Annotated in this window: 28 protein-coding genes; 8 read left to right on the top strand and 20 right to left on the bottom strand. The window is 68.4% G+C overall.

Annotated features, from left to right (window positions below):
* The first annotated feature begins 142 nt into the window (after positions 1–142).
* The 5 genes from D9R14_RS20140 to D9R14_RS20160 all read left to right on the top strand — a co-directional run bounded on the left by D9R14_RS20140 (position 143) and on the right by D9R14_RS20160 (position 6,228).
* Entirely contained in the window at positions 143–379 is a 237-nt protein-coding gene (locus D9R14_RS20140; RefSeq protein WP_121625153.1) for a (2Fe-2S)-binding protein, read from the top strand.
* A 102-nt stretch (positions 380–481) separates the two neighbouring features.
* Positions 482–964 (top strand): bacterioferritin, encoded by a 483-nt coding sequence (gene bfr, locus D9R14_RS20145; RefSeq protein WP_121625154.1) that lies wholly within the window; start codon positions 482–484, stop codon positions 962–964.
* Positions 965–1,351: 387 nt separating this feature from the next.
* The gene (locus D9R14_RS20150; RefSeq protein ID WP_121625155.1) at positions 1,352–2,383 is read left to right on the top strand and encodes a Fe(3+) ABC transporter substrate-binding protein; all 1,032 of its coding nucleotides are present in this window, start codon (positions 1,352–1,354) and stop codon (positions 2,381–2,383) included.
* 28 nt (positions 2,384–2,411) lie between these two features.
* On the top strand, positions 2,412–4,145 hold the full coding sequence (locus D9R14_RS20155; RefSeq protein ID WP_121625156.1) for an ABC transporter permease: 1,734 nt from the start codon (positions 2,412–2,414) through the stop codon (positions 4,143–4,145).
* A gap of 154 nt (positions 4,146–4,299) precedes the next feature.
* The gene (locus D9R14_RS20160) at positions 4,300–6,228 is read left to right on the top strand and encodes an AsmA family protein (RefSeq protein ID WP_121625157.1); all 1,929 of its coding nucleotides are present in this window, start codon (positions 4,300–4,302) and stop codon (positions 6,226–6,228) included.
* Positions 6,229–6,347: 119 nt separating this feature from the next.
* Here D9R14_RS20160 and D9R14_RS20165 read toward each other — a convergent pair whose 3' ends face one another.
* From D9R14_RS20165 to thrC, 3 genes are all read right to left on the bottom strand, one after another.
* Positions 6,348–6,974, bottom strand: coding sequence for a GNAT family N-acetyltransferase (locus D9R14_RS20165; protein WP_121625158.1), 627 nt, complete (start codon positions 6,972–6,974; stop codon positions 6,348–6,350).
* A 189-nt stretch (positions 6,975–7,163) separates the two neighbouring features.
* On the bottom strand, positions 7,164–8,426 hold the full coding sequence (locus D9R14_RS20170; protein WP_121625159.1) for a M16 family metallopeptidase: 1,263 nt from the start codon (positions 8,424–8,426) through the stop codon (positions 7,164–7,166).
* Complete coding sequence (gene thrC / locus D9R14_RS20175) at positions 8,423–9,835, bottom strand: threonine synthase (protein ID WP_121625160.1); 1,413 nt, start codon at positions 9,833–9,835, stop codon at positions 8,423–8,425. Before thrC ends, D9R14_RS20170 begins: the two co-directional genes overlap by 4 nt.
* A gap of 195 nt (positions 9,836–10,030) precedes the next feature.
* On the opposite strand from thrC, the gene purB reads away from it, so the two are divergent.
* Positions 10,031–11,338 (top strand): adenylosuccinate lyase, encoded by a 1,308-nt coding sequence (purB, locus tag D9R14_RS20180; protein ID WP_121625161.1) that lies wholly within the window; start codon positions 10,031–10,033, stop codon positions 11,336–11,338.
* A gap of 98 nt (positions 11,339–11,436) precedes the next feature.
* Here purB and D9R14_RS20185 read toward each other — a convergent pair whose 3' ends face one another.
* The 13 genes from D9R14_RS20185 to purC all read right to left on the bottom strand — a co-directional run bounded on the left by D9R14_RS20185 (position 11,437) and on the right by purC (position 18,883).
* Positions 11,437–11,757 carry a type II toxin-antitoxin system YafQ family toxin gene (locus D9R14_RS20185; RefSeq protein WP_121625162.1) on the bottom strand — a complete coding sequence of 107 codons (321 nt, stop codon included), beginning with the start codon at positions 11,755–11,757 and terminating at the stop codon, positions 11,437–11,439.
* Complete coding sequence (locus D9R14_RS20190; RefSeq protein WP_121625163.1) at positions 11,732–12,007, bottom strand: type II toxin-antitoxin system RelB/DinJ family antitoxin; 276 nt, start codon at positions 12,005–12,007, stop codon at positions 11,732–11,734. The genes D9R14_RS20185 and D9R14_RS20190 overlap by 26 nt, the downstream gene beginning before the upstream one ends.
* Positions 12,008–12,223: 216 nt before the next feature.
* Positions 12,224–12,523, bottom strand: a complete 300-nt coding sequence (locus tag D9R14_RS20195) for a hypothetical protein (protein WP_121625164.1) — start codon at positions 12,521–12,523, stop codon at positions 12,224–12,226.
* A complete protein-coding gene (grxD, locus tag D9R14_RS20200; protein WP_121625165.1) occupies positions 12,516–12,854 on the bottom strand; it encodes a Grx4 family monothiol glutaredoxin in 339 nt (112 codons plus the stop codon). The genes D9R14_RS20195 and grxD overlap by 8 nt, the downstream gene beginning before the upstream one ends.
* A gap of 152 nt (positions 12,855–13,006) precedes the next feature.
* Positions 13,007–13,477 (bottom strand): RidA family protein, encoded by a 471-nt coding sequence (locus tag D9R14_RS20205; RefSeq protein WP_121625166.1) that lies wholly within the window; start codon positions 13,475–13,477, stop codon positions 13,007–13,009.
* A gap of 111 nt (positions 13,478–13,588) precedes the next feature.
* On the bottom strand, positions 13,589–13,828 hold the full coding sequence (locus D9R14_RS20210) for a BolA family protein (RefSeq protein ID WP_121625167.1): 240 nt from the start codon (positions 13,826–13,828) through the stop codon (positions 13,589–13,591).
* Positions 13,829–13,851: 23 nt separating this feature from the next.
* A complete protein-coding gene (purL, locus tag D9R14_RS20215) occupies positions 13,852–16,113 on the bottom strand; it encodes a phosphoribosylformylglycinamidine synthase subunit PurL (protein ID WP_121625168.1) in 2,262 nt (753 codons plus the stop codon).
* Positions 16,113–16,346, bottom strand: a complete 234-nt coding sequence (locus tag D9R14_RS20220; RefSeq protein WP_121625169.1) for a BrnA antitoxin family protein — start codon at positions 16,344–16,346, stop codon at positions 16,113–16,115. Before D9R14_RS20220 ends, purL begins: the two co-directional genes overlap by 1 nt.
* Positions 16,330–16,632 carry a BrnT family toxin gene (locus D9R14_RS20225; RefSeq protein ID WP_121625170.1) on the bottom strand — a complete coding sequence of 101 codons (303 nt, stop codon included), beginning with the start codon at positions 16,630–16,632 and terminating at the stop codon, positions 16,330–16,332. Before D9R14_RS20225 ends, D9R14_RS20220 begins: the two co-directional genes overlap by 17 nt.
* Before the next feature lie 37 nt (positions 16,633–16,669).
* On the bottom strand, positions 16,670–17,368 hold the full coding sequence (purQ, locus tag D9R14_RS20230) for a phosphoribosylformylglycinamidine synthase subunit PurQ (RefSeq protein WP_121625171.1): 699 nt from the start codon (positions 17,366–17,368) through the stop codon (positions 16,670–16,672).
* 6 nt (positions 17,369–17,374) lie between these two features.
* Positions 17,375–17,602 (bottom strand): hypothetical protein, encoded by a 228-nt coding sequence (locus D9R14_RS20235; protein ID WP_121625172.1) that lies wholly within the window; start codon positions 17,600–17,602, stop codon positions 17,375–17,377.
* A 50-nt stretch (positions 17,603–17,652) separates the two neighbouring features.
* Positions 17,653–17,895, bottom strand: a complete 243-nt coding sequence (purS, locus tag D9R14_RS20240) for a phosphoribosylformylglycinamidine synthase subunit PurS (protein WP_121625173.1) — start codon at positions 17,893–17,895, stop codon at positions 17,653–17,655.
* Between the two features lie 193 nt (positions 17,896–18,088).
* Entirely contained in the window at positions 18,089–18,883 is a 795-nt protein-coding gene (gene purC, locus D9R14_RS20245; RefSeq protein WP_121625174.1) for a phosphoribosylaminoimidazolesuccinocarboxamide synthase, read from the bottom strand.
* Between the two features lie 323 nt (positions 18,884–19,206).
* Between purC and D9R14_RS20250 the strand changes: the two genes are divergently transcribed.
* On the top strand, positions 19,207–19,530 hold the full coding sequence (locus D9R14_RS20250) for a DUF1476 domain-containing protein (protein WP_121625175.1): 324 nt from the start codon (positions 19,207–19,209) through the stop codon (positions 19,528–19,530).
* Positions 19,531–19,634: 104 nt separating this feature from the next.
* Here D9R14_RS20250 and rpsD read toward each other — a convergent pair whose 3' ends face one another.
* Positions 19,635–20,252 carry a 30S ribosomal protein S4 gene (rpsD, locus tag D9R14_RS20255; protein ID WP_121625176.1) on the bottom strand — a complete coding sequence of 206 codons (618 nt, stop codon included), beginning with the start codon at positions 20,250–20,252 and terminating at the stop codon, positions 19,635–19,637.
* Positions 20,253–20,601: 349 nt separating this feature from the next.
* Between rpsD and D9R14_RS20260 the strand changes: the two genes are divergently transcribed.
* A complete protein-coding gene (locus tag D9R14_RS20260; RefSeq protein ID WP_245420915.1) occupies positions 20,602–21,312 on the top strand; it encodes a type 1 glutamine amidotransferase in 711 nt (236 codons plus the stop codon).
* A 45-nt stretch (positions 21,313–21,357) separates the two neighbouring features.
* On the opposite strand, the gene D9R14_RS20265 is transcribed toward D9R14_RS20260, so the two are convergent.
* From D9R14_RS20265 to D9R14_RS20275, 3 genes are all read right to left on the bottom strand, one after another.
* Positions 21,358–22,644, bottom strand: a complete 1,287-nt coding sequence (locus D9R14_RS20265) for a lytic murein transglycosylase (RefSeq protein WP_121625177.1) — start codon at positions 22,642–22,644, stop codon at positions 21,358–21,360.
* Between the two features lie 24 nt (positions 22,645–22,668).
* Entirely contained in the window at positions 22,669–23,499 is an 831-nt protein-coding gene (murI, locus tag D9R14_RS20270; protein ID WP_121625178.1) for a glutamate racemase, read from the bottom strand.
* 416 nt (positions 23,500–23,915) lie between these two features.
* The gene (locus D9R14_RS20275) at positions 23,916–24,236 is read right to left on the bottom strand and encodes a 2Fe-2S iron-sulfur cluster-binding protein (protein WP_121625221.1); all 321 of its coding nucleotides are present in this window, start codon (positions 24,234–24,236) and stop codon (positions 23,916–23,918) included.
* Positions 24,237–24,475: the final 239 nt, after the last annotated feature.

The following is a 24,475-nucleotide window of genomic DNA, read 5'->3' on the forward strand; positions in this document are numbered from 1 at the left end:
ACTGCTCAATCTTTTCAAATGCCGGCGCAACCACCATGTCGCATTTCTACGGAGTTGACGCGAAGCCGGCCGTTCTGCGAAATAGCCTCAAGTAGTCAGGCCTTTTTGGAATTGCTCTAAGCAAGCTGATCTGGATCAAACCATGATCGTGTGTTCCTGCAACGTCTTTTCCGACCATCAGGTCCGCGACGCCTGCGCCGGCGCGGCGAGCGTTCGGACGCCGGGCGAGATCTACCGCTGCCTCGGCTGCTCCCCCCAATGCGGGCGCTGCGCCCGTACCATCCGGGCCATCCTGGACCAGGTGCAGGCCCATTCCTGCGCGTCCTGCGCCGAGGAATGCCCGGTCGCCGCCCTCACCGGAATGGTCGCCGCGGAGTAGGCGCGGACCCGCGACGGTATCCCTGCTGTTGCGAACAGATTAGAATTTGTCTAAAAGCAATTCGAGATAACAAGGCCGCTTCGTCGGCATGAGGAGTGAGTCATGAAGGGTGATCCGAAGGTCATCGAGTATCTCAACCGGGGATTGCGTTCGGAGCTCACCGCCATCAACCAGTACTGGCTGCATTACCGCATGCTGGACAATTGGGGCTACAAGGCGCTCGCCAAGAAGTGGCGCGCCGAGTCCATCGAGGAGATGGTGCACGCGGACAAGTTCACCGACCGCATCCTGTTCCTCGACGGCTTCCCGAACATGCAGGTGCTCGACCCGCTGCGCATCGGCCAGGACGTGAAGGAAATCCTCGAAGCGGACCTCGCCGCCGAGGTGGACGCCCGCGCCCTCTATCAGGAGGCCGCCACCTATTGCGCCTCGGTCAAGGACTATCCCAGCCGCGACCTGTTCGAGGAGCTGATGGCGGACGAGGAAGGCCATATCGACTTCCTTGAGACCCAGCTCGACCTCGTGGCCAAGCTCGGCCTTCAGCTCTACGCCCAGCACCATATCGGCGAGCTGGACGAGGACTGATCTGCGTTCCGGTGCGACTCGTGACCCAGGCCCGGCCGATCCGCCGGGCCTTTTTTTGCCCAGTCCCCTCCCCTATACGCCCGGGCGTTGATCTCACGACTTCACCGCGCGGATGCGTCCCCGCACTTTCGGGATGCCGTGAAGCGCGGCCGCCGTTCCTGGGTGTCCTTCCCCGGGGGCTTGCCGGGTCGCATGGTGAGGCGTGGCAGCATACCAGACTGGAATCATGACAATTTAGATGCGCTCCAAAGTATTTCTTGGACCCGCTCTAATGTTTTGGACCTCTCCGGTTTATTCATTGACGCTCCGTCACAGCCAAGGCTAGGCGAACACACGCAGTGACCGCGTTCGACACTGAGCGCATCCCATCGCCGCGGAGAGGACGCCATGCCCCATCTCACTCCCATGCGCGCAGCGCTTCTGGCGACCGCGCTTCTCGCCGGTGCCACCCTTCCGGCCTCGGCCCAGCAGGTGGTCAACGTCTACACCACCCGCGAGCCCGGCCTTGCCGCGCCGCTGTTCGAGGCCTTCACCAAGGCCACCGGCATCGAGGTGAAGAGCGTCTTCATCAAGGACGGCCTCGCCGAGCGCGTGAAGGCCGAGGGCGCCAGCTCGCCGGCCGACGTGCTCATGACGGTGGATGTGGGCAACCTGCTCGACGTGGTGGATGCCGGCGTGACCCAGCCGGTGGACAGCGCGGCGCTGAAGGCGGCCATTCCCGCCAACCTGCGCGACCCCGACGGCAACTGGTTCGCGCTCTCGCTGCGCGCCCGCCTCGTCTACACGGCCAAGGACCAGGTGAAGCTCGACGCCATCACCTATGAGGGCCTCGCCGACCCCAAGTGGAAGGGCAAGGTCTGCATCCGCTCGGGCCAGCACCCCTACAACGTGGCCCTCACCGCCGCCTACATCGTCCACCACGGCGAGGCGAAGACGGAAGAGTGGCTGCGCGGACTGAAGGCCAATCTCGCGCGCAAGCCTGCCGGCGGCGACCGCGAGGGCGCGCGCGACATCCTCGGCGGCATCTGCGACCTGGCGCTGGGCAATTCCTACTATGTGGGCCTGATGCGCGCCGGCAAGGGCGGCGCCGAGCAGCAGAAGTGGGGCGACGGCATCGGCGTGCTGCTGCCCACCTTCGAGGGTGGCGGCACCCATGTGAACGTCTCCGGCGCCGCGGTGGCCAAGAACGCGCCCCACAAGGACGCCGCCATCAAGTTCCTGGAGTTCGCCGTCTCCCCGGCCATGCAGTCGGTCTACGCCAAGATGAACTACGAGTATCCGGTCATCACCGGCGCCGAGACCGACCCGATCATCGCCAATCTCGGCCCGCTCAAGGTGGATCCCATCTCCCTCGTCGCCATCGCCAAGGCGCGCAAGCGCGCCAGCGAGCTGATCGACAAGGTCGGCTTCAACGACTGAGGCCCAAGGTCCGCGCGAAGCAGCGGCCATGGCCACGCAAGCCCTGATCGCACCTCGTCGCAAGGCGCGCCTCCTGCCCGTCATCGGGCGGGAGGCGTCGTCGTTCTGGGTGTGGGGCGCCGCCGCGGTAGCGCTCGCCGTGCTGCTGCCGCTGGTCGCGCTGGCCGCCATCGCCGCCGAAGGCTCCGGCGACCTCTGGCCGCATCTGCTCGCTTATGTCCTGCCGAGCGCGCTGACGCAGACCTTCATGCTGCTGATCGGCGTCGGCCTGCTCTCCTGCCTGTTTGCCATTCCCTGCGCCTGGCTGGTGGCCAATTGCGACTTTCCGGGCCGCGGCCTGTTCGAGTGGGCGCTTTTGATGCCGCTGGCCGTGCCGGGCTACATCGTCGCCTATTCCTATCTCGACGTGCTGCACCCGCTCGGGCCGGTGCAGGAGCCGCTCCGGGCGCTGCTCGGCATCGCGTCGCCGCGCGATTTCCGGCTGCCGGACGTGCGCTCCATCGGCGGCTGCGTGTTCGTGCTGTCGTGCGTGCTCTACCCTTATGTCTACCTCTCGGCGCGGGCGAGCTTCCTGGTGCAGTCCGCCGCCGCTTTGGAGGTGGCGCGCACGCTCGGCGCCAGCCGGACCAAGGCCTTCTTCAAGGTCGGCCTGCCGCTCGCCCGGCCGGCGGTGGTGGCCGGCCTCACGCTGGTGCTGCTGGAGACTCTAGGCGACATCGGCGCTTCCGAATTCCTCGGCGTGCGCACGCTCACGGTGTCCATCTACGCCACCTGGGTCAACCGCTCGAACCTGCCCGGCGCGGCGCAGATCGCGCTGGTGATGCTGACCCTGGTGCTCGCGCTGATCCTCGCCGAGCGCGCCGCGCGCTCCACCCGCCGCTTCGTCGCCAGCGGCACCGCGCGACCCGCGCCGCCGGCGCGGCTTTCCGGCCTCGCGGCCGCCGGCGCGGTCCTGCTGTGCGCCCTGCCAGTGGCGCTCGGCTTCGCCGTTCCGGTGCTGCATCTCGCCGTCTCGGCCGTGCGACGGGTGGCCGAGACCGGGATGTCCGCCACCCTGCCGCGAGAGGCCGCGACCACCGCCGTCATCGCCATCGCCGCCACGGGTCTCACGCTCGCGGCCGGGCTGGTGGTGGCGCTGGCGCACCGCCTCGCGCCGTCGGCCCTGTCGGGCGGCCTCGCGCGGCTGGCGAGCCTCGGCTATGCGGTGCCGGGAACGGTGCTCGGCATCGGCCTGCTCAGCCCGCTCGCCGGCTTCGACAACATGGTGGACGCCGCCCTGCGCCAGACCTTCGGCATCTCCAGCGGCCTGCTGATCTCCGGCTCGGGGGCGGCCCTGGTTCTGGCGCTCGCCATCCGGTTCCTGGCCATCCCCATCGGCGGCATCGAGGCAGGCTTCGCCAAGCTCTCGCCCCATCTCGACATGGCGGCGCGCAGCCTTGGCGCGACGCGCGGGGGAACCGTCACCCGCATCCACCTGCCGCTGCTGAGGCCGGCGCTGTTCACCGCTGCGCTCCTGGTGTTCGTCGACGCCATGAAGGAGCTACCCGCCACCCTTCTGCTGCGCCCGCTCGGCCTGGAAACCCTGGCGACCCACATCTATGCCGAGGCAGCCCGCGGCACCTACGAGGACGGCGCGCTCGCCGCTCTGCTGATCGTCCTGGTGGGTCTCGGCCCGGTGATCCTGCTGGCCCGCCTGTCGGCCTCGGCCGTGCGCGGCAGCTCTGCCTCCCGCCCCTCCCCGTCCCGTTCCCCGCACGCCTGAGGGGCCGCTCCGGCCGGCGGCGGCGAGGCCATCAAAGGGACACAGAGCCGGGGAATCGTGCCGCCTCCTCCTGCCGTCTTCCGGGAGGCCGCGCCGCTTTCCCGGCCGTGAGCCGCGCATGGCGCCCGACCCGTTCTGACCGATCGATGAGGCAATGCTGAAACACGGCGTACCCACGCGACGCACCCTTCTGATCGCCCTCGCCGGCAGTTGCGCCGTAGCGGCCGCGATTCTGGTCGCCGCGCTCGCATTGCCGCTTGTCATTCCCGCCGAAGAGCTGCGCCGTGCCGCGACCCAGGCCATCACCGGCACCACCGGCCAGAGGGTGCGCATGTCGGGCGAGCCGACGCTGCGCCTGCTGCCCTATCCGCGCCTGACGCTCGGCAAGGCCGAATTCCCCCTGCCGCAGGGACAGTCGCTGGATGCCGAGAGCGTCGAGGCGCGGCTCCAGCTTTGGCCGCTCCTGTTCGGCAGCGTCGAGGTGTCGGACGTCACCCTCAATCGGCCGACGCTGATCCTCACCGGCGCCGGCGCCTTGTCCGCCATCATCCTGGCGCCGGTGCTCGGCGACAAGGACCTGCCCGAGCTGCGGGTCCGCCGCGGCACGATCGCCCTGCGGGACGAGAACGGGCTGACGCGCGAGCTTGTGAGCAACATTTCCGGCAGCCTCGACCGCATCCTCGACGGCAAGGGCATCGCCGTCGTCGTCGACTTCGACTGGCGCGAGAAGACCGTCTCCACCAAGCTGCTGATGGAGGATACCCCGGCCTTCATGGCCGGACGTCCGACCGTGACCCGCGCCTCCCTCTCCGCGCGCTCATCCCAGGGTTCGTTCCGCGGCGAGACGGCGTTGCGTCGCGACAGTCTCGCGGCCGAGGGCAATCTCAGCTTGAAGACCGAGTCGCTGCGCGATGTCCTCGCCTGGCTCGGCATCGAGGCGCCCACCACGGGCGGCTTCGGCGCGTTCGGCCTCGCCGGCCAACTGAAGGCCGACGGCCCGCAGATCGGCCTTACCAAGGCGGCGCTGGAACTCGACGGCAACCGCTCGGAGGGGGCGCTGCTGGTCAAGCTCGGCGGCGAGCGGCCGCTGATCCAGGGCACGCTCGCCGCCGACAGCCTCGACCTGACGCCCTATGGCCGCATGCGCCTGACCGATGCCGGCGGACGCGAATGGGACCGCCACACCCTCAACCTCGCCGCGCTGGAGCGCTTCGACCTGGACCTGCGCCTCTCGGCGGCATCGGCCACGGCCGAGAACACGCGCATCTCCACCCTCGCCGCCAGCGCCGTTCTTTCGAGCGGCCGGCTCGCATTGGCACTTGGTCAGGCGCGCATCTGGGGCGGGCGCATCCGTGCCTCGGCGGTGCTCTCGCCGCGCCCCGCGACCATGGCCGCCGACCGCTCGGGCGCGGTGGTGCGCATCGAGGCCGACTGCGCGGACGTCTCTTTGGAGCCCGCGCTCGACGATATCGCCGGATTCCGCCGCCTGGAGGGAACCGGCGACATCACGGTGAGCCTGGAAGGCTCGGGCCGGAGCATCCAGGACATCGCCCAGACCCTGACGGGCGGCTTCTCGATCTCCGGCGCCGACGGGGCGCTGGTCGGCTTCGACGTCGCCCAGGTGCTGCACCGGATCGAGCGCCGCCCGCTCTCCGGCGGCGGCGACCCGCGCGGCGGGCGCACCGACTTCACGACGCTTGACGGCAAGATCACGATCGAAAAAGGCCGCGCCGACGTCGAGAGCATGCGGCTCGAAGGAAAGCGGGTGCGCCTCGCGCTCGTGGGAACCGCGAGCATCGGCATGCGTGACCTCGACCTGAAGGGCAAGGCGGCCCTGGTCGCGCCGGCCCAGGGTGCCGCGGACCAGGTGCCCGCCGACCTGCCCTTCGTCGTCCAGGGTCCGTGGGACAGCCCCCTGGTGATCGCCGATCCCCAGAGTCTGCTGCAGCGCTCGGGCGCGGCCCAGCCGCTGATCGAGGCGGTCCGCAGCCGTGCCGGCGCGGCTGCGGTTCGGGGCATCATCGAGAGCCTGACGCGCGTGCCCGATCCGACCCCGGCCGTCACCACCGCCCCGGCGAACTGATCGGCGCGGCACCGGCGGCGGCTCCGCTTTTCCAGAGCTGCGCCGAATGGCGCATCATCTCCCGCGAAGCCTCCCGCGAACCGGTCCGCGCGGGGGCGAATCCGCCTGCCGCGCCCGCCCTATTGTGCCGCCCTGGACGCCGCCTCGCCGAGCCCCGCGCAGATGATGGGATCGCGGCGCAGCCGCGCGAACAGCAGGTGGTCCTCCCACACGCCGTTGATGCACAGATATTCGCGCGAATAGCCCTCGCGCACGAAGCCGCTGCGCTCCAGGAGATGGATCGACGGCGCGTTGGTCGGCATGCAGGCGGCCTCGATGCGCCGCAATTGCAGGCGCTCGTGGGCCACCGGCAGCAGCGCCGCAAGCGCGGCGCGCATGTGGCCCTTGCCGGCAAACCGCTCGCCCATCCAGTAGCCGAGACTCGCCGCCTGGCACACGCCGCGCCGGACATTGGACAAGGTGAGCCCGCCGAGCAGGGCATGGTCCGCGCTGCGGAACACGAACATCGGATAGGCGTGGTCGGCGAGCATATCGCGCGCATAGCGCCGGAGCCTGCGGGAGAAGGCGGCGCGGGTGAGATCGTCCGCCGGCCAGAGCGGCTCCCAGGGCGTCAGGAAGGCGCGGCTGGAGGCGCGAAGATCGCGCCACTGGGCGAAGTCCGAGCTTTGGGGCACCCGCAGATAGACCCGGTCGCCCTCGACGGCCGGGAGGGGATCGGCGGAGAAGAGCGATGTCAGCGGCCACATGAGCGTGCCCCCGCCGACATCCCAAATGCCCGCCGCCAGGAAATGGCCGCCGCGGCGCCGGACGATGGACCGCCGGGCGATGCGCTGCCTGCCTGACCCCGAGGCGACACTGCGTCCGCCATTCTCAACCGGCCCCCGCCTGGAGGCCGCCTCCTCGGCCGCGCCGGCCCCTCCGGCCGCGACCGTCTCCTAACCCGCCAGACGTTCCACGATCCGCGCGGCAGGTTCAAGGCCCGCGCCGGGACCGATGGCCGCAAGCGTGGGCCGCGCCCCCTGAACCAGGCGGCGCGCCGCGGCGCGCACCTTGGCGACATCCACCGCCTCCACCTTGGCGACGATCTCCTCCACCGGGATCACCCGGCCGAAGGCGAGCATCTGCCGGGCGAGCTGGTCCGCCCGCGCGCCCGAGCTCTCCAGGGCGGCGAGCAGGCCCACCTTCATCTGCGCCTTGGCGCGGGCCACCTCGGTCTCGGTGACGGTGTCGCCGGTCTCCAGCATCTGGTCGATGACCGCGGCCGTCAGTTCGCCCACGTCGCCCTCGTCGGTGCCGGCATAGACCCCGAACAGGCCGGTGTCCGCATAGCTCCAGTGGAAGGCGTAGATGGCGTAGCAGAGGCCGCGCTCCTCCCGCACGTCCTGGAACAGGCGCGAGGACATGCCGCCGCCGAGCACGTTCGCGAGCACCTGGACGGCGTGGTATTCCTCGTCCTTGAACGAGCAGCCCTCGATGCCGATCAGCAGGTGCACCTGCTCCAGTTCGCGCGGGGCAAGGTGGATGCCGCCGGCATAGGCGGCCGGCATCTGCAGTGCCGGCTGCTGCGAGGATACGGAGGCAAGGCGCGCGCCCGCCTCCTCCACCAGCCTGTCATGCTCCACAGCGCCCGCCGCGGCGACCACCATGCGCGGCCCGCGATAGTGGCGCAGCAGGTAGGTCGCCAGCTGGCCGCGGTTGAAGGAGCGCACGGTCTCCGGCGTGCCGAGGATGGAGCGGCCCACCGCCTGGTCGGGGAAGGCGCGCTCCTGGAAATGGTCGAACACCAGGTCGTCCGGCGTGTCCATGACCGCGCCGATCTCCTGGACGATGACGTTCTTCTCGCGCTCCAGTTCGTCGGCGGCGAAGGCCGGCTCGGTCAGGATGTCGGCAAGGATGTCGACGCCGAGCGCCACGTCCTCGCCCAGCACCCGGACGTTGTAGGAGGTCTGCTCCACCGAGGTCGCGGCATTGATGTCGCCGCCCACCTGTTCGATCTCCTCGGCGATGCCGCGGGCCGAACGGCGCTTGGTGCCCTTGAAGGCCATGTGCTCCAGGAGGTGCGAGATGCCGTGCTCGTCGTGCGCCTCGTCGCGCGCCCCTGCGCCCACCCAGATGCCGAGCGAGGCCGTTCCCAGATGGGGCATGTCGTCGGAGACGACGGTGATGCCGTTCGGCAGCGTCGAGAGCTTCACGCTCATGCGGCGGCGCCCGCGCCCAGGCGGGCGGTGCGGGAGATGAACGCCTCCACGGCGGACAGATCGTTGGGCAGCACGGTGACGTGCTCCTTGCGGGTCATCAGGTCGGCCATGTGCGGCGGCAGCGGCGGGCGCAGGCCCGTGGCCGCCTCCACCGCATCTGGGAACTTGGCCGGATGGGCGGTGGAGAGCACCACCTGCGGCACCTTGCGGGAATGCTCCACCTTGTCCGCCACCGCGAGGGCAACGGCGGTGTGGGGGTCCGCGAGATAGCCGGCATCCTCAAAGGCGCGGGCGATGGTCTTGGCGGTCTCCGGCTCGTCGGCCCGCCCGGCGGAGAAATCGGCCGCGATCGCCGCCTGGGCGGCGCGCGGCAGGCTGAACGCGCCGGACTGGGCAAGCGAGCCCATCAGTTCGCGCACGGTTGCGGCATCCCGGTCCAGGGCCTCGAACAGCAGGCGCTCGAAATTGGACGAGACCTGGATGTCCATGGAGGGCGAGGACGAGGGCTTCACGCCCTTGGTCTCGTAGCGCCCAGTTTCCAGCGTGCGCGCCAGGATGTCGTTGACGTTGGTGGCGATGGAGAGGTCGGCGATGGGCAGGCCCATCTTCTTCGCCACCCAGCCGGCGAGGACGTCGCCGAAATTGCCGGTGGGCACCACGAACGACACGGTGCGGTGCGGCGCGCCGAGCGCGGTGGCGGCATAGAAATAATAGACCACCTGGGCGACGATGCGGGCCCAGTTGATGGAGTTCACGCCGGCGAGCGCGAGGCGATCGCGGAAGGCGTGGTGGTTGAACATGGCCTTCACCATGGCCTGGCAGTCGTCGAACGTGCCTTCCACGGCGATGGCGTGCACGTTGGGCGAGGCGACCGTGGTCATCTGCCGCCGCTGCACCTCGCTGACGCGCTTGTGCGGGTAGAGGATGAACACGTCCACCGCGTCCGAATGGCGGAAGGCCTCGATGGCCGCCGAGCCGGTATCGCCCGAGGTTGCTCCGACGATGGTCGCCCGCGCCCCGCGCGCGCCGAGCACATGGTCCATGAGGCGGGCGAGCAGCTGCATCGCCACGTCCTTGAACGCCAGCGTCGGGCCGTGGAACAGCTCCAGCACGAACCGGTTCGGGGCGATCTGCACCAGCGGCGCCACCGCGGGATGGCGGAAGCCGGCATAGGCATCCTCGATCATCAGATCGAGCGCCCGGCGCGGAATCGAATCCGCCACGAACGGCGCGATCACCGCCTTGGCCACCTCGGCATAGGGCTTGCCCGCCAGCGCCGCGATCTCGTCGTCCGACAGCGTCGGCCAGGTTTCGGGCACGTAGAGGCCGCCGTCGCGCGCGAGGCCGGCGAGCAAAGCGTCGGCGAAGGACAGAACGGGGGCCTCGCCCCTTGTGGACACGTAGCGCAAGGGATCCTCTGGATTTGCATGCCGATAGGTGCGCCGCGCCAGACTAGACGCATAGGCCGCCCGGCGAAAGCCGGCAGAGGCCGGGAATGCGGCGCTCCGCCCCGCGACCGGGAAGGGCTGGCGCGGCCGACGCTACTCAGGACGGCCGATCTCTGCTAGATCGCCCGCTTGAATGTTGAAGGAACCGACGACCTCATGATCCCCCGCTACAGCCGCCCCGAAATGGCCGCCATCTGGACCCCCGAGCAGCGCTTCCGCATCTGGTTCGAGATCGAGGCGCACGCGGCGGACGCCATGGCCGAAATCGGCATCGTGCCGAAGGAGGCGGCGGCCAAGATCTGGGAGCTGGGCGGCCCGGCGAAGTTCGACATCGAACGCATCGACGCCATCGAGCGCGAGGTGAAGCACGACGTCATCGCCTTCCTCACCCACCTTTCCGAGTTCGTCGGCCCGGACGCGCGCTTCGTGCACCAGGGCATGACCTCGTCCGACGTGCTGGACACCTGCCTGTCGGTGCAGCTCACGCGCGCCGCCGATCTGCTGATCGCCGACCTCGACAAGCTGCTCGACGTGCTGGAGCGCCGCGCTTTCGAGCACAAGCTCACCCCCACCGTCGGCCGCTCCCACGGCATCCACGCCGAACCCACCACGTTCGGCGTGAAGCTCGCCATCGCCGCGGCCGAGTTCCAGCGCAACCGCGCCCGCCTCGTCGCCGCGCGCGAGGAGATTGCCACCTGCGCCATCTCCGGCGCGGTCGGCACCTTCGCCCATGTGGATCCGCGGGTAGAGGAGCACGTGGCCGCCAAGATGGGGCTGAAGGTGGAGACCGTCTCCACCCAGGTGATCCCGCGCGACCGCCACGCCATGTTCTTCGCCACGCTCGGCGTGGTCGCCTCCTCCGTCGAGCGGCTCGCCACCGAGGTGCGGCATCTCCAGCGCACGGAAGTGCTGGAAGCGGAGGAATACTTCTCGCCGGAGCAGAAGGGCTCCTCAGCCATGCCGCACAAGCGCAACCCGGTGCTGACCGAGAACCTCACGGGCCTCGCCCGCATGGTGCGCGCCTATGTGACGCCGGCGCTGGAGAACGTGGCGCTCTGGCACGAGCGCGACATCTCGCACTCGTCCGTCGAGCGCATGATCGGCCCCGATGCCACCGTGACCCTCGACTTCGCCCTCTCCCGCCTCACCGGCGTGATGGACAAGCTGGTGGTCCATGCCGACAACATGCAGAAGAACATGGACAAGCTGGGGGGCCTCATCCACTCCCAGCGCGTGCTCCTGGCGCTGACCCAGAAGGGCGCGAGCCGCGAGGACAGCTATCGGCTGGTCCAGCGCAACGCCATGAAGGTCTGGCGCGGCGAAGGCGACTTCCGCACCTTCCTGCTCAACGATCCGGACGTGCGCAAATTCCTCTCGGAAGAGGACATCAACGAGAAGTTCGACCTCGGCTACCACCTCAGGCACGTGGATACCATCTTCAAGCGGGTGTTCGGCCACGCTTGAGAGCGCATGCCCTCGCAGAATTGGCCCGCGTGAGCGGACCATCGATCTGAGGGCGAGGGAAAAGAGACGCGCGCTGTGGGGTGGTCCGCAGGCGAATGTCACCCAAAGAGTTCGGCGTGGGTCCCGGCGCGGACGAAATTCACCTGATTCCCTTCAATCTGGTAAATCAGAAGAAAATCACCGCCCACATGGCATTCGCGGTGGTCACGCCATTCCCCTTTGAGAGGATGATCCAACCACTCCGCACCCAACGGCGCGTCGTTTGCGATCAATAGCAGCATGACTTCTTTGAGACGCGGCATGTCGTAGCGCGCGGATCGCGACAGACGCTCCCAGTCTTTTTCAAACTGCTTCGTGAAATCGGAGGCTCGCGGCAGGTTCGCCCGCTTTTTGTCAGCGGCCTTTTTTGTCGAGGACATCAATCAGGTCCTGCCCTTCGTGGAAGCGGGCCTGCCGTGCCGCCATCATCGCGCGCGATTCCTCGATCGCAGCCTGCGTTTCAGCATTGGGAATCTTCAGTTCCAGAGGCAGCGCCCCGTCGCGCGCGATGCGCGTCAAGGTCATCCGGACCGCATCCGAAATGTTCAGCCCGAAATAGCTGAGGACGGCCTCGGCCTCCTCCTTCACCCGCTCGTCGACCCGGGCGCGAACAAACGCAGTCGTCGCCATGTTACGTCTCCATTCTCGAGCCTTGTAGCTCAATTGAGCAACAAAGGCCAGAGCATGGGGCGAAGCGGGCTCCAGTTCGCTTGGAGAGAAGCTCAAAAATCAAGCTCCTGAAACAGCCCGGCAGATCCGTGGAAAGCTGAGCCGGTTCGAATGGGACGAGTGCGGCGCACATGTCCACGCTGCTTGCAGGCTGCTTCGCTTGACGCGCCGTCTCCCTCAGCGCGCCACCACGGCCCCGACGAGGATCGCGAGCGGCGGCAGCCAGGCCATGGCGAGCGCGAGGTCGCGCCGGCCGCGCCGCCACATCACCAGGCCGAGCAGCGGCGAAAGCACGCACACCGCAAGGCTGATGCCCCAGCCCGCCACCGCCGACGCCTCGCCCCGCGCCCCTTCCGGCCCGCCGAAGACGAAGCCGGAAATGGCGATCAGCAGCACCACGATCGCCGCATCGGCGAGGATGCCGAGCGTGATCGCGATCTTGAGCGCAAGGGTTGGCGCGGTGGAGGCCTCAGCCAACGGCGCGGTCCCCGAGGGCGACGCCCTTCTCTTCCAGGAACGGGACCAGTTCGCCCGCCTGGAACATCTCGCGGACGATGTCGCAGCCGCCCACGAACTCGCCCTTCACGTAGAGCTGGGGAATGGTCGGCCAGTTGGCATATTCCTTGATGCCCTGGCGCAGTTCGTCCGACTGGAGCACGTTGATGCCCTTGAAGGGCACGCCCACGTGGTCGAGGATCTGCACCACCTGCCCCGAGAAGCCGCACTGCGGGAACTGGGGGGTGCCCTTCATGAACAGCACCACGTCGCTGCTCTTGACTTCCTGATCGATAAAATCGTGCGCGCTCATGTTCTCGCTTCCGCAATTCGTGGCCGCCAGGCGGCAACCGTCGGTGTAAAGATCGGCCGCCCGAAGCGAAAGTGCAAGATGGCGCCGTCCCGGCAGCCCGGAGCCGGCGCTGCCAAAAATATCAGCAACGCTTCAGCTCCTGAGCCGCGCCGCTACTTCTTCGCCGGCGCGTAGAAGGTGCCCTCCACTTCGACGATGTCGTCCTGGTTGAGGCGATCCACCTCGATGATGGTGCGCGGCGGGTAAGGCGGCTTGCCCCACAATTCCTCCTGCACCTTGTTCACGATGGGCCGGTAGCGGAACATGTCGGTGACGTAGACCACGAGCCGGGTCGCATCCTGCAGGGTCGCCCCGCCCGATTCGGCGATCGTCTTCATGTTCAGGAACGCCTGGCGCACGCGCGCCTCGTCGCCGGCAACCAGCTGGTTGGTGGCGGGGTCGATGCCGCGCATGCCGGCCACGAAAACGAAATCGCCGGCTTTCGTGCCGAGATTCCAGGTGCCGGTCGGCTTGATCGCGCCCGGCGGCGAGAGCGTCACCACCCCATTGGGCGACTGGGCCGCGGCAGCGCCCGACGCAAGGGCTGCGATCAGGGCAAAGGCGAGGAAGCGCGCGGAACGCATGGGTTTTTCCTTCGGCTGGTGAAAGAACGGCCAGCCGAGGGTCGATCAGCGCAAGAGCGCAGTCACGTCCAAATTGAATGCAGGTGCGCCGCCGGTCTGCCTGCGCACCGGTCAGGGCGTCTCGGGGACGCTGGTCTGCAGCGCGAGCGCGTGCAGCACGCCGCCCATGTTCCCCTTCAGGGCCGCATAGACCATCTGGTGCTGCTGCACCCGGCTCTTGCCGCGGAACGCCTCGGAGACGATGCGCGCGGCATAGTGGTCGCCGTCGCCCGCGAGGTCCTCGATCACCACGGTGGCGTCGGGCAGCGCCTCCTTGATGAGCTGCTCGATCTCTCGCGGGTGCATGGGCATCAGGCTGTCCTCGAAATCTGGCCTCAGGAGGCGCCCATATAGATGGGCAGCCACGTCTCGTGCCGGTCGCGCAGGGATTCGACCATGATGGCCCGGTCATCGGGGATTGCAAGCTTGTCGCCGCCGGTCTTGCCGATCTTGGCCAGCGGCACGCCCAGCGCCTCCGCCTTGCGCGCGATCTCGGCCGTATGGCCGCTCGGCACGGTGACGATGTAGCGCGCCTGGTCCTCGCCGAACCACCAGGCGAACGGATCCATGCCCGCCGGCGGCGCTTCCAGCGAGGCGCCGATGCGCCCGGCCATCGCCATCTCGGCCAGCGCGACCAGCAGGCCGCCGTCGGAGATGTCGTGCACCGCCGTGGCGATGCCGTCCAGGATCAGCGACCGCACGAAGTCGCCATTGCGCTTCTCGGCCAGAAGGTCCACCGGCGGGGGCGCCCCCTCCTCCCGCTCGCAGATGGTGGAGAGGAACTTGCTGGCGCCGAGCCAGCCCACCGTCTTGCCGATCAGCAGGACCGGCTCGCCGGCCGCCTTGAAGCCGAGCGTGGCGGTCTTGTGCATGTCCTCGATCAGGCCCACGCCGCCGATGGTGGGGGTGGGCAGGATCGCCTGGCCGTTGGTCTCGTTGTAGAGGCTGACGTTGCCCGAGACGACCGGGAAATCGAGCGCCTCGCAGGCCGCGCCGATGCCTTTCACGCAGCCCACGAACTGGCCCATGATCTCGGGCTTTTCGGGATTGCCAAAGTTCAGGTTGTCGGTCACGGCGATCGGCAGCGCGCCCACCGCGGTGAGATTGCGCCAGGCCTCGGCCACCGCCTGCTTGCCGCCCTCGAACGGATCTGCCTCGCAATAGCGCGGCGTGACGTCGGTGGTGAAGGCGAGCGCCTTCGGCCCGTCCTCCACCCGCACCACACCGGCGTCGCCGCCCGGGCGCTGCACGGTGTTGCCGAGGATGAGGTGGTCGTACTGCTCCCACACCCAGCGCTTGGAGCACAGGTCCGGCGAGGCGATGAGGCGCTCCAGCGCGTCGGCCACCGAGGAGGAGGTGCGCACGTCCTCCGGCGCGATCACCGGGCGCGGCTTGGGCTCCTCGTAGGGCCGGCGATACTCCGGCGCCTCGTCGCCCAGTTCCTTGATCGGCAGGTCGGCTTCCACCAGTCCCTTGTGCTTCACCACGAAGCGCAGGGTGTCGGTGGTGTGGCCGACGATGGCGAAGTCGAGCCCCCATTTGCGGAAGATCGCCTCGGCTTCTTCCTCCTTGCCGTCGGCGATCACCATGAGCATGCGCTCCTGGCTTTCGGAGAGCATCATCTCGTAGGCGCTCATGCCGGCCTCGCGGCACGGCACCTTGTCGAGGTCCAGCTCGACGCCGAGATTGCCCTTGGCGCCCATCTCCACCGCCGAGCAGGTGAGGCCGGCGGCGCCCATGTCCTGGATCGCCACGACGCAACCCGCCTTCATGATTTCGAGGCAGGCCTCCAGCAGCAGCTTCTCGGCGAAGGGATCGCCCACCTGCACGGTCGGGCGCTTCTCCTCGGCATCGGCGCCGAACTCGTTGGAGGCCATGGTGGCGCCATGGATGCCGTCGCGCCCGGTCTTCGAGCCGAGATAGACGATGGCCCGGCCGACGCCAGTCGCCGCCGCGTAGAAGATCTCGTCGGTCTTGGCGAGGCCGACCGCCATGGCGTTGACCAGGATGTTGCCGTTGTAGCGCTTGTGGAAGCCGACCGAGCCGCCCACCGTGGGCACGCCGAACGAATTGCCGTAGCCGCCGATGCCCGCCACCACGCCCGCCAGCAGGCGCCGGGTCTTCGGATGATGGCAGTCGCCGAAGCGCAGGAAGTCGAGCGCCGCGATCGGCCGCGCGCCCATGGTGAACACGTCGCGCAGGATGCCGCCGACCCCAGTCCCTGCGCCCTGGTAGGGCTCGATGAAGGACGGGTGGTTGTGGCTCTCCATCTTGAATACCACGGCGAGGCCGTCGCCGATGTCCACAACGCCGGCATTCTCGCCCGGCCCCTGGATCACCCGTTTGCCCTTGGTGGGCAGGGTGCGCAGCCACACCTTCGAGGACTTGTAGGAGCAGTGCTCGTTCCACATCGCCGAGACGATGCCCAGCTCGGTGATCGAGGGCTCGCGGCCGATCAGCTTGAGGAAGTGCTCGTACTCCTCCGGCTTGAGGCCGTGCTCGGCCACCAGTTCGGGGGTGATGCGGGGCGTGTTGGGGATGAGGTTCACGTTATTCGTTTCCCGGCCGTGTCGCTGCGGTGAGGCATCACGAGGCATCACTTGGCGCGATGGGCGTCATAATAGGCGCGCAGGATGGCATTCATGCGCGTGAGGTGGCCCTTTCCCTGGGCCTTGAACCAGTCGAGCACGTCGCTGTCCAGCCGCAGGTGGACCGAGGTCTTTCCGGGAGGCTCGGGGAACACCACGCGGGCATTGTCCCAGAAGCCGTCGGGCAGTTCGTAGGTCGGCGCGTCGGAGGCGGTCTCGAACACCTCACCGCGGGCGCGCATGGCGCGCAGCTCCTCCAGCGAGCACCTTCTGATATCGCTTGGCTCCGCTGGGGCCGACACGCCAGGCGGAGATGACGCGGCGGATGCCGGAGCGCCACGTGAATGCGACGACGTAATGCTGACCCTCGAACGCTCCGATCGCAAGGAAGCGCTCTTCTTCGTAGGGGAAGCGTGTGTCTTGGGCTTCGACATGAGGGCCTTCAAATATCTCGACGGCAAGGCCGAAATCGACCTTATGCTTGCGCAGGTTCTCGACCCGCTTCCCCTCGTCCCACTCGAATTCCATAGGTACACATCCGTGTACACATATTCAAGCCGATGGGTCACGCTGCCTTGAGGGCGCCGGCGAGGCTCTCGAACAGGCCGCGGCCGTCGGTGGGGCCGATCTCGGCCTCGATGTAGTTCTCCGGGTGGGGCATCATGCCGAGCACGTTGAACTTTTCGGAATAGATGCCGGCGATGCCGTTGATGGCGCCGTTCGGGCCGTCCGTCTCGTCGATCTGTCCGTCGCGGCGGGCATAGCGGAACGCGACGCGTCCCTCGCTCTCCAGCCGGGCGATGGTGGCTTCGTCCGCCGTGTAATTGCCTTCGCCGTGGGCGACGGGGATGCGGATCAGGTCGCCCTTGCGATAGGCCTTGGTGAAAGGCGTGTCGGCGCGCTCCACGCGCAGCAGCACCTCGCGGCACACGAACCGCAGCCGGGCATTGCGCACCAGCACGCCCGGCAGCAGGCCGGCCTCACACAGGATCTGGAAGCCGTTGCAGATGCCCAGCACCAGGCCGCCTTTGGCGGCATGGGCGCGCACAGCATCCATGATGTTGGCGCGCGCGGCGATGGCGCCGCAGCGCAGATAGTCGCCATAGGAGAAGCCGCCGGGCAGCACCACGAGGTCGGTGCCCTGCGGCAGTTCGTGGTCGGCATGCCAGACCACCTGCGGCTTGGCGCCGCCGACGATCTTGAGCGCGCGCACGGCGTCCTGCTCGCGGTTGGAGCCGGGGAAGAGGATGACGGCTGGTTTCATGGTCTCTCAGTGGGTGCCGACGAGGTCGAGCCTGCGTTCGATGCGGTCGAGACGCGCGTCGTGGCGCGCGAGGATTCCGTAGATGTTGTTCACGTCCTGCTGGATGGCGTGCACGTGGCTGCGCCGGGCAATCATCTCTTCACGGGCCTGCGCCTGCCCCTCGCGCAGGAGAGACACCTCGCGCTGGATCGGCTTCAGAACCTCATAAAGAAGCTCGTTGGTGACCTCGGCCATCGCGCCCTCTCGGCGGCATTCCCCTGGCCGCGTCACGCAAGGATATCACATCACTCCGCGAACTCGACCTTGTAGGTCTCGATCACGGTGTTCGCGAGCAGCTTGTCGCAGGCTTCCTTGAGGGCGCCCTCGGCGCTGGCGCGGTCGTTGCCCGCCAGTTCCACGTCGAACACCTTGCCCTGCCGCACGCTCTGCACGCCCGAGACGCCCAGCGAGCGCAGCGCGCCCTCGATGGCCTTGCCCTGCGGGTCGAGCACCGCCGACTTCAGGGTGACGATCACTCGGGCCTTCATGGCACCCTCGCCTTCATGACAACCTTCATGGCACCTGTCGCTCCGCTTGCCGACCGGGGGGCTGCCCCGCCGCCCGCCTCAAGGAATGCTGCAACGCAAAACGGGGGCCGCACCGGCCCCCGTCGTGCTCGATCTTTCCCGGCCGGCAACTCGCTAGCACTTTTCCGGCGCAGCGCTCAACCGGGTGGCGGCCTCACTTGACGAGGACCGGCCCCTTGCCCTGGGTCGGGTCGTTCTCCATCAGGATGCCGAGCCGGCGCGCGACCTCGGAATAGGCCTCGACGAGGCCGCCCATGTCGCGGCGGAAGCGGTCCTTGTCCATCTTGTCGTTCGACTTGATGTCCCAGAGACGGCACGAATCGGGGCTGATCTCATCGGCCACCACGATCCGCATCATGTCGTTCTCCCACAGGCGGCCGCACTCCATCTTGAAGTCGATGAGGCGGATGCCGACGCCGAGGAAGAGGCCGGACAGGAAGTCGTTCACGCGGATCGCCAGCGCGATGATGTCGTCGATCTCCTGGGTGGTGGCCCAGCCGAAGGCGGTGATGTGCTCTTCCGAGACCAGCGGATCGTTCAGCGCGTCGTTCTTGTAATAGAACTCGATGATCGAGCGCGGGAGCTGGGTGCCCTCCTCGATGCCGAGGCGGGTGGAGAGCGAGCCGGCCGCCACGTTGCGGATCACGATCTCGAGGGGAATGATCTCCACTTCCCGGATCAGCTGCTCGCGCATGTTCAGGCGGCGGATGAAGTGGGTCGGCACGCCGATGTCGTTCAACCGGGAGAAGATGTACTCCGAAATCCGGTTGTTGAGCACCCCCTTGCCATCGATCACTTCATGCTTCTTGGCGTTGAAGGCCGTGGCATCGTCCTTGAAGTGCTGGATCAGGGTGCCGGGCTCGGGGCCTTCATAGAGGACCTTCGCCTTGCCTTCGTAGATTCGGCGGCGGCGGCTCATGGGGGTATACCGTGACTTGAGGAAATCCATTGTTGCCAAGGCTCCGTTCGGGTGACGCTCCTCGGCGGGGCATGGAGGCGGACGCGCACCACACCCGTCAGGACACTAGCCGATCACGCGCCGCGATACAACGCGGCCGCTCGGCAGGCACTTCACCAGGCGCCGCAGGACGTTGGCCCCGGCGCGTCGCGCAGCGGCGGCGGCGGCCGGATCGGGGGAGCGACCATCCGCGGCATGCCGCTGCGTCTTCCACCGTTGATCTAGTCCGTGCCCCGCACTATGCAAGAGCCGCCTCGCGCCGTGCGCCGCACGAGCCGGGATCAGGTCACGCAAACGTCAGGAAGAGGACTGCCATGACCACGTTCGACAAGCGCGAGGAAGGGTTCGAGAAGCGCTTCGCCCTGGACGAGGAGTCCCGCTTCAAGGCGCTCGCCCGCCGCAACAAGAAGCTCGGTCTCTGGGCCGCCGAGAAGCTCGGCCTCGCCGGCGAGGACGCCCAGGAATATGCCAAGTCCGTCGTGATCGCCGATCTGGAGGAGGCCGGCGACGAGGACGTGATCCGCAAGCTGCGCGCCGACTTCGACGCAAAGGGCGTGGAGGTCTCCGAACACCAGATCCGCCGCAGCATGGACGAGTTCCTCGCCGCGGCCGCCGCCGAGGTGAAGGCGGCCGGCTGAGGCCGCGGGTCCGGCGCCCGCGCCGCCTTAAGGCACCGGATACGGCACCAAAGAAAAAGGCCGCCCGAAAGGGCGGCCTTCTTGATTCCAGAGGCTGAAACCGGTCAGCGCGAGTAGTACTCGACCACCAGGTTCGGCTCCATCTGCACCGGGTAGGGCACTTCGTTCAGCTCCGGGATGCGGGCGAACTTGGCGCTCAGCTTGTGGCTGTCCAGCTCGATGTAGTCGGGCACGTCGCGCTCGGCGAGCTGCTGGGCCTCAAGCACCAGGAGCATCTGGCGGGAGGCTTCCTTCACCTCGATCACGTCGCCGACCTTCACGAGGTAGGACGGGATGTTGACCCGCTTGCCGTTCACCTTCACGTGGCCGTGGGAGACGAACTGGCGGGCGGCGAAGATGGTGGGCACGAACTTGGCGCGGTAGACCACCGCGTCGAGGCGGCGCTCCAAAAGGCCGATCAGGTTGGCGCCGGTGTCGCCCTTCAGGCGGGCGGCTTCCACATAGATGCGGTGGAACTGCTTCTCGCCGATCGAGCCGTAATAGCCCTTGAGCTTCTGCTTGGCGCGCAGCTGCACGCCGAAGTCGGACAGCTTGCCCTTGCGGCGCTGGCCGTGCTGGCCGGGGCCGTACTCGCGGCGATTGACGGGGCTCTTCGGGCGGCCCCAGATGTTCTCGCCCATACGGCGATCGATCTTGTGCTTGGCCGCAATGCGCTTGCTCATGTAACGCGGATCCTTGATGTTCTTCAGTGGGTTGGGATCGCGCCCCTCCTCTGCGGCAAAGGTCCGGACAAAAGGTCCCTCCCCTTCCCGCCGACAGGCTCGCCCGGCGCGCTGCCTTGCGATGCCACGGGTGCGTGAAACGCCGAACGGGCCGAAGGCGGCCCGCAAGGTCTGGCGCTCTTAGTCGCGCCAGCGCGCGGAGTCAATGCCGGCGGCCTTTTTCAGCCGGCAGGCGCATTCATTCATGGCTCGAATGTTTCACTGTCAAGAAATATTCTTGCATCCTGATGGTCCCCGCCCCCAGTATCCGGGGACCAGTCGATCCCCTTCCCCGTTCCGGAGGCGTTCCTTGAAAGTCCTCGTCTTCCAGCACGTCGCCGCCGAGCACCCCGGCAGCTTCCGCGACCTCATGCGCGCCGACGGTGTCACCTGGGACGCGGTGGAGCTGGACGAGGGCGAAAAAATCCCGCCGCTCGAAGGCTACGACGCCCTGATGGTGTTCGGCGGCCCCATGGACGTCTGGCAGGAGGAGGAGCATCCCTGGCTCGTGGCCGAGAAGCAGGCGATCCGCGACTGGATGGCGACCGGCCGCCCCTATCTCGGTGTTTGCCTTGGGCATCAATTGCTCGCCGACGCGCTGGGCGGCAAGGTCGGGCTCATGGCGAAGCCCGAGGTGGGCGTAACCGACGTTAGCCTGACTTCCGATGGCGCGGCGTCGCCGCTGTTCCAGGGGCTCGACGGGACGTTCCCGACGTTGCAATGGCACGGCGCGGCGGTGCTGGAATTGCCCGAAGGGGCCAAGATTCTGGCCGAGAACGCCCACTGCCCGATCCAGGCGCTCCAGGTGGGCGAGCGGGCCTTCGGCATCCAGTACCATGTGGAGCTGACCGAGGCGACGGTGCCCGAATGGGGCGAGATCATCGAGTATCGCTGCGCCCTGGAAGCCATCACCGGTCCCGAGGGCCAGAAGCTGCTGGAGGCGGCCACGCGGGAGAAGATGCCGGTGTTCCGCGAGGCCGCCGGCAAGCTCTACCGCAACTTCCGCTCAACCTGGGGCTGATCGCCCACGCGCCGAGCCAAAGACGGCGACCCCGCGCCGCCGGGTTCACGTGCCCCGGCGCAGGGTGTTCAGCACCACGAGCCCGGCATAGCCGTCCGCCGGCGAAATGCCGGCCTTCTGCTGGAAGGCGCGCACGGCCCGCTGGGTCATCGTGCCGACCCGACCATCGGTTCCGCCCGTATCGAAGCCGAGCGCGGTGAGGCGGCGCTGGATCTCCTGGATCTCCGAGAGGGTGAGCGCCCGCTCGCCGCCCGGCCAGGGGGTGCGGAAGCCCTCATAGCCCATCACCCGGTCGCCGAGGTGCACCACGGCGAGGGCGTAGTTCGACGACGGATTGTAGGACCGCACCGCATAGAAGTTGTGCAGCAGCATCAACGCCGGCCCGCCCGGGCCGCCCGGCAGCCACAGCCGCGCCGGATCCGGCAGGCCGGCGAGCGACTGCCCGTCGATGGAGGCGAGCCCCATCTGGCTCCAGTCGCTCAGCGCGCGGCGGGTCTTGTTGTCGGCAAGATTGGTGTCGAAGCCCATGGGCAGCCGCGCCTCGAAGCCCCAGGGCTCGCCGCGCCGGTACTTGCCGCGCTTCACCAGGTAGTTGGCGGTGCCGGCGAGGGCGTCGTCCGGCGGCCCGAAGGGCGAGATGCGCCCGTCGCCGTCATAGTCGACGCCCATGTTGAGCCACACCTCGGGCATCCACTGGGTGTGGCCCATGGCGCCCGCCCACGACCCGTTCATCTGCGCCGGCGTGCCCCAGCCGCGCTGGACGATCACCAGCGCGTTGAGCAGCTCGGTCTCCCAGTATTTGCGCCGGCGCGGCTCGCCCCAGGCCAGCGCCGCGAGGCTCGGGAACACCGGCGGCATGGCGTTCACATTGCTCAGGATGTCGCCATAGGCGCTTTCCATGCCCCAATAGCCGAGCATGACGGAGCGCTCGACGCCGAAGTCGCGCTCGATGCGATCGAACAGGCTGGAATATTCCTTGCACCGCTGGCGCCCGCGCTCGATGCGCCAGTCGGAGACGCGGCGGTTGAGATACTGCCAGACCTCCTCGGTGAATTCCGGCTGCGCCTGGTCCTGCGCATAGACGCGGGTATCGGGCTTCAGGCCGTTGAAGACGCGGTCATAGACCTCGTCCGAGATGCCGCGGTCCTTGGCGCGGGCGCGGAAGCGGCGCACCCAGGCATCGAACGGCTGGGCCGCCGACTGGGCAAAGGCGGACGGCGCCGCGAGCAGCGGCAGCGCCGCGCCCGCGCCGGCCAGTCCCAGAGTGAAGGCGCGCCGGCTCAGCAGGCCGGAAACGCCGCGCGCGGAATGGTTCGAAGAGTCATGAGCCATGGCTCCCCCTTTCAGCTCGCGGTTTCAACTCAAGACGCCGAGCGGCGTCTCCAGGAGGTCGGGCGCCGCGACCGGGCGGCCGATGATGGCGCCGATGCGCCGCTCGTCCAGAGGGCGCCCGGTGGAGACCAGGCGAACCGGCTCGGGATCGTCCATGTGCTGCGGCGCCGGACCGATGAGCGAGACCACGCGGCGGGCGATGGCGGGCGCCGGATCGATCCAGGACACCAGCCACGGCGCAAGGCGCGCCAAACGGTCGGCGATCAGCGGGTAGTGCGTGCAGGCGAGCACCACCGTATCGGTGGCGCGGCCGCCCTGGTCCACGAAGCAGGGCGCGATCTCGGCGGCGATCTCGCCGTCGTCGACGGCCGCGCCGGAGAGGACCGCCTCGGCCAGCGCGGCAAGGTGCGGGCTCGGCACCAGGTCGACGGCGCAGCCGTCGGCGAAGGTGCGCACCAGTTCGAAGGTGTAGTCGCGCTTCACCGTTCCGGGCGTGGCGAGGATGCTCACCCGGCGCGAGCGCGAGGCGGCGCAGGCCGGCTTCACCGCCGGCACCGTGCCGACGAAGGGAATGGCATGGCGCGCGCGCAGGCTCGGCAGCGCAGCGGTGGAGGCGGTGTTGCAGGCGATCACCGCAAGGTCGGGGCGCAGCGCGCCGATCAGGCGGTCCATCACCTCGTCCACCCGCGCCACCAGCGCGCGCTCGGTGAGGTCGCCATAGGGGAAGCCGGCATCGTCGGCGGCATAGACGAAGGTGGCGTCGGGCCGCGCGCGGGCGATCTCGCGGAACACCGACAGCCCGCCGAGCCCGGAATCGAACACGAGTATGGTGGGCGGCTTCGCGGCGCCGGGCATCACGGCTGCAGGTCTCTCGGCAATGTCAGTGACGGTCGCCATGGCTTATCCTAACCGGCCCCGGCGATATTGTGACGGCCGATCGGTAAAGGAAAGCTGACCGCGGTGCCGCAGCGGGAGCGCAGCCCCGCCGCTGGTTCACGCCGCGCCATCCAGCATCCCGCCGTCATGCTCCAGCTTGACCGGAGCATCCACGCCCCGGCTCGGGGATAGCGGCAACCGTCCATGGGCCCTCCGGTCAAGCCGGAGGGCGACGGCGGAGAGACGGAGAGGTCCGGGCTCAAGCACCACGGCATCCCCTCACCGCCGTCATGCTCCAGCTTGACCGGAGCATCCACGCCCCGGCTCGGGGATAGCGGCAACCGTCCATGGGCCTTCCGGTCAAGCCGGAGGGCGACGGCGGTTCGAGGCGGCGCTCAGCCCTGCCGCTCCGGCAGGCGCAGCACCAGGCCGTCGAGGGCGGGCGTGAGCTTGATCTGGCAGGACAGGCGCGAGTTGGGCGCCACCTCGGAGGCGAAGTCGAGCATGTCTTCCTCCATCGGGGAGGGCTCGCCCACCTTCGCGCGCCAGGCCTCGTCCACATAGACGTGGCAGGTGGCGCAGGCGCAGGCGCCGCCGCATTCGGCATCGATGCCGGGCACGCCGTTGCGCACCGCCGCCTCCATGGCGGTGGCCCCGTCCAGGGCCTCCACCTTGTGGACCGTTCCGTTGAACTCGATGAAAGTGATGGCGACCATGCCGATCTCGCCCTGTGCCTGCCTGCGGACGCCGTCGCGCTCGGGGGGCGCCGACACTGCCGCGGTGGGGAAGTGCGCCCTATAGCCTCCCGCGCCGGGCCGCGCCAGTGCTCGGCCCGCACCGTTAACGATATCTTCATAATCGTGGCACGGCCGGTTCATTCCCTACGGAGGTGGGGCTAAGATAAGGCATGGTAAACCAATTCCGCATCCTCCCGGAGCGCGGAAGAGGACGGCAC

The organism is Xanthobacter tagetidis (assembly GCF_003667445.1).
Taxonomy (GTDB): Bacteria; Pseudomonadota; Alphaproteobacteria; order Rhizobiales; family Xanthobacteraceae; genus Xanthobacter; species Xanthobacter tagetidis.

Coding starts and splice junctions, on each gene's coding strand:
- D9R14_RS20140 (WP_121625153.1), top strand. CDS start 143: ATGATCGTGTGTTCCTGCAACGTCTTTTCCGACCATCAGGTCCGCGAC.
- bfr (WP_121625154.1), top strand. CDS start 482: ATGAAGGGTGATCCGAAGGTCATCGAGTATCTCAACCGGGGATTGCGT.
- D9R14_RS20150 (WP_121625155.1), top strand. CDS start 1,352: ATGCCCCATCTCACTCCCATGCGCGCAGCGCTTCTGGCGACCGCGCTT.
- D9R14_RS20155 (WP_121625156.1), top strand. CDS start 2,412: ATGGCCACGCAAGCCCTGATCGCACCTCGTCGCAAGGCGCGCCTCCTG.
- D9R14_RS20160 (WP_121625157.1), top strand. CDS start 4,300: ATGCTGAAACACGGCGTACCCACGCGACGCACCCTTCTGATCGCCCTC.
- D9R14_RS20165 (WP_121625158.1), bottom strand. CDS start 6,974: ATGTGGCCGCTGACATCGCTCTTCTCCGCCGATCCCCTCCCGGCCGTC.
- D9R14_RS20170 (WP_121625159.1), bottom strand. CDS start 8,426: ATGAGCGTGAAGCTCTCGACGCTGCCGAACGGCATCACCGTCGTCTCC.
- purB (WP_121625161.1), top strand. CDS start 10,031: ATGATCCCCCGCTACAGCCGCCCCGAAATGGCCGCCATCTGGACCCCC.
- D9R14_RS20185 (WP_121625162.1), bottom strand. CDS start 11,757: ATGTCCTCGACAAAAAAGGCCGCTGACAAAAAGCGGGCGAACCTGCCG.
- D9R14_RS20190 (WP_121625163.1), bottom strand. CDS start 12,007: ATGGCGACGACTGCGTTTGTTCGCGCCCGGGTCGACGAGCGGGTGAAG.
- grxD (WP_121625165.1), bottom strand. CDS start 12,854: ATGAGCGCGCACGATTTTATCGATCAGGAAGTCAAGAGCAGCGACGTG.
- D9R14_RS20205 (WP_121625166.1), bottom strand. CDS start 13,477: ATGCGTTCCGCGCGCTTCCTCGCCTTTGCCCTGATCGCAGCCCTTGCG.
- D9R14_RS20210 (WP_121625167.1), bottom strand. CDS start 13,828: ATGCCCATGCACCCGCGAGAGATCGAGCAGCTCATCAAGGAGGCGCTG.
- purL (WP_121625168.1), bottom strand. CDS start 16,113: ATGCCTCGTGATGCCTCACCGCAGCGACACGGCCGGGAAACGAATAAC.
- D9R14_RS20220 (WP_121625169.1), bottom strand. CDS start 16,346: ATGCGCGCCCGCGGTGAGGTGTTCGAGACCGCCTCCGACGCGCCGACC.
- D9R14_RS20225 (WP_121625170.1), bottom strand. CDS start 16,632: ATGGAATTCGAGTGGGACGAGGGGAAGCGGGTCGAGAACCTGCGCAAG.
- purQ (WP_121625171.1), bottom strand. CDS start 17,368: ATGAAACCAGCCGTCATCCTCTTCCCCGGCTCCAACCGCGAGCAGGAC.
- D9R14_RS20235 (WP_121625172.1), bottom strand. CDS start 17,602: ATGGCCGAGGTCACCAACGAGCTTCTTTATGAGGTTCTGAAGCCGATC.
- purS (WP_121625173.1), bottom strand. CDS start 17,895: ATGAAGGCCCGAGTGATCGTCACCCTGAAGTCGGCGGTGCTCGACCCG.
- purC (WP_121625174.1), bottom strand. CDS start 18,883: ATGGATTTCCTCAAGTCACGGTATACCCCCATGAGCCGCCGCCGCCGA.
- D9R14_RS20250 (WP_121625175.1), top strand. CDS start 19,207: ATGACCACGTTCGACAAGCGCGAGGAAGGGTTCGAGAAGCGCTTCGCC.
- rpsD (WP_121625176.1), bottom strand. CDS start 20,252: ATGAGCAAGCGCATTGCGGCCAAGCACAAGATCGATCGCCGTATGGGC.
- D9R14_RS20265 (WP_121625177.1), bottom strand. CDS start 22,644: ATGGCTCATGACTCTTCGAACCATTCCGCGCGCGGCGTTTCCGGCCTG.
- murI (WP_121625178.1), bottom strand. CDS start 23,499: ATGCCCGGCGCCGCGAAGCCGCCCACCATACTCGTGTTCGATTCCGGG.
- D9R14_RS20275 (WP_121625221.1), bottom strand. CDS start 24,236: ATGGTCGCCATCACTTTCATCGAGTTCAACGGAACGGTCCACAAGGTG.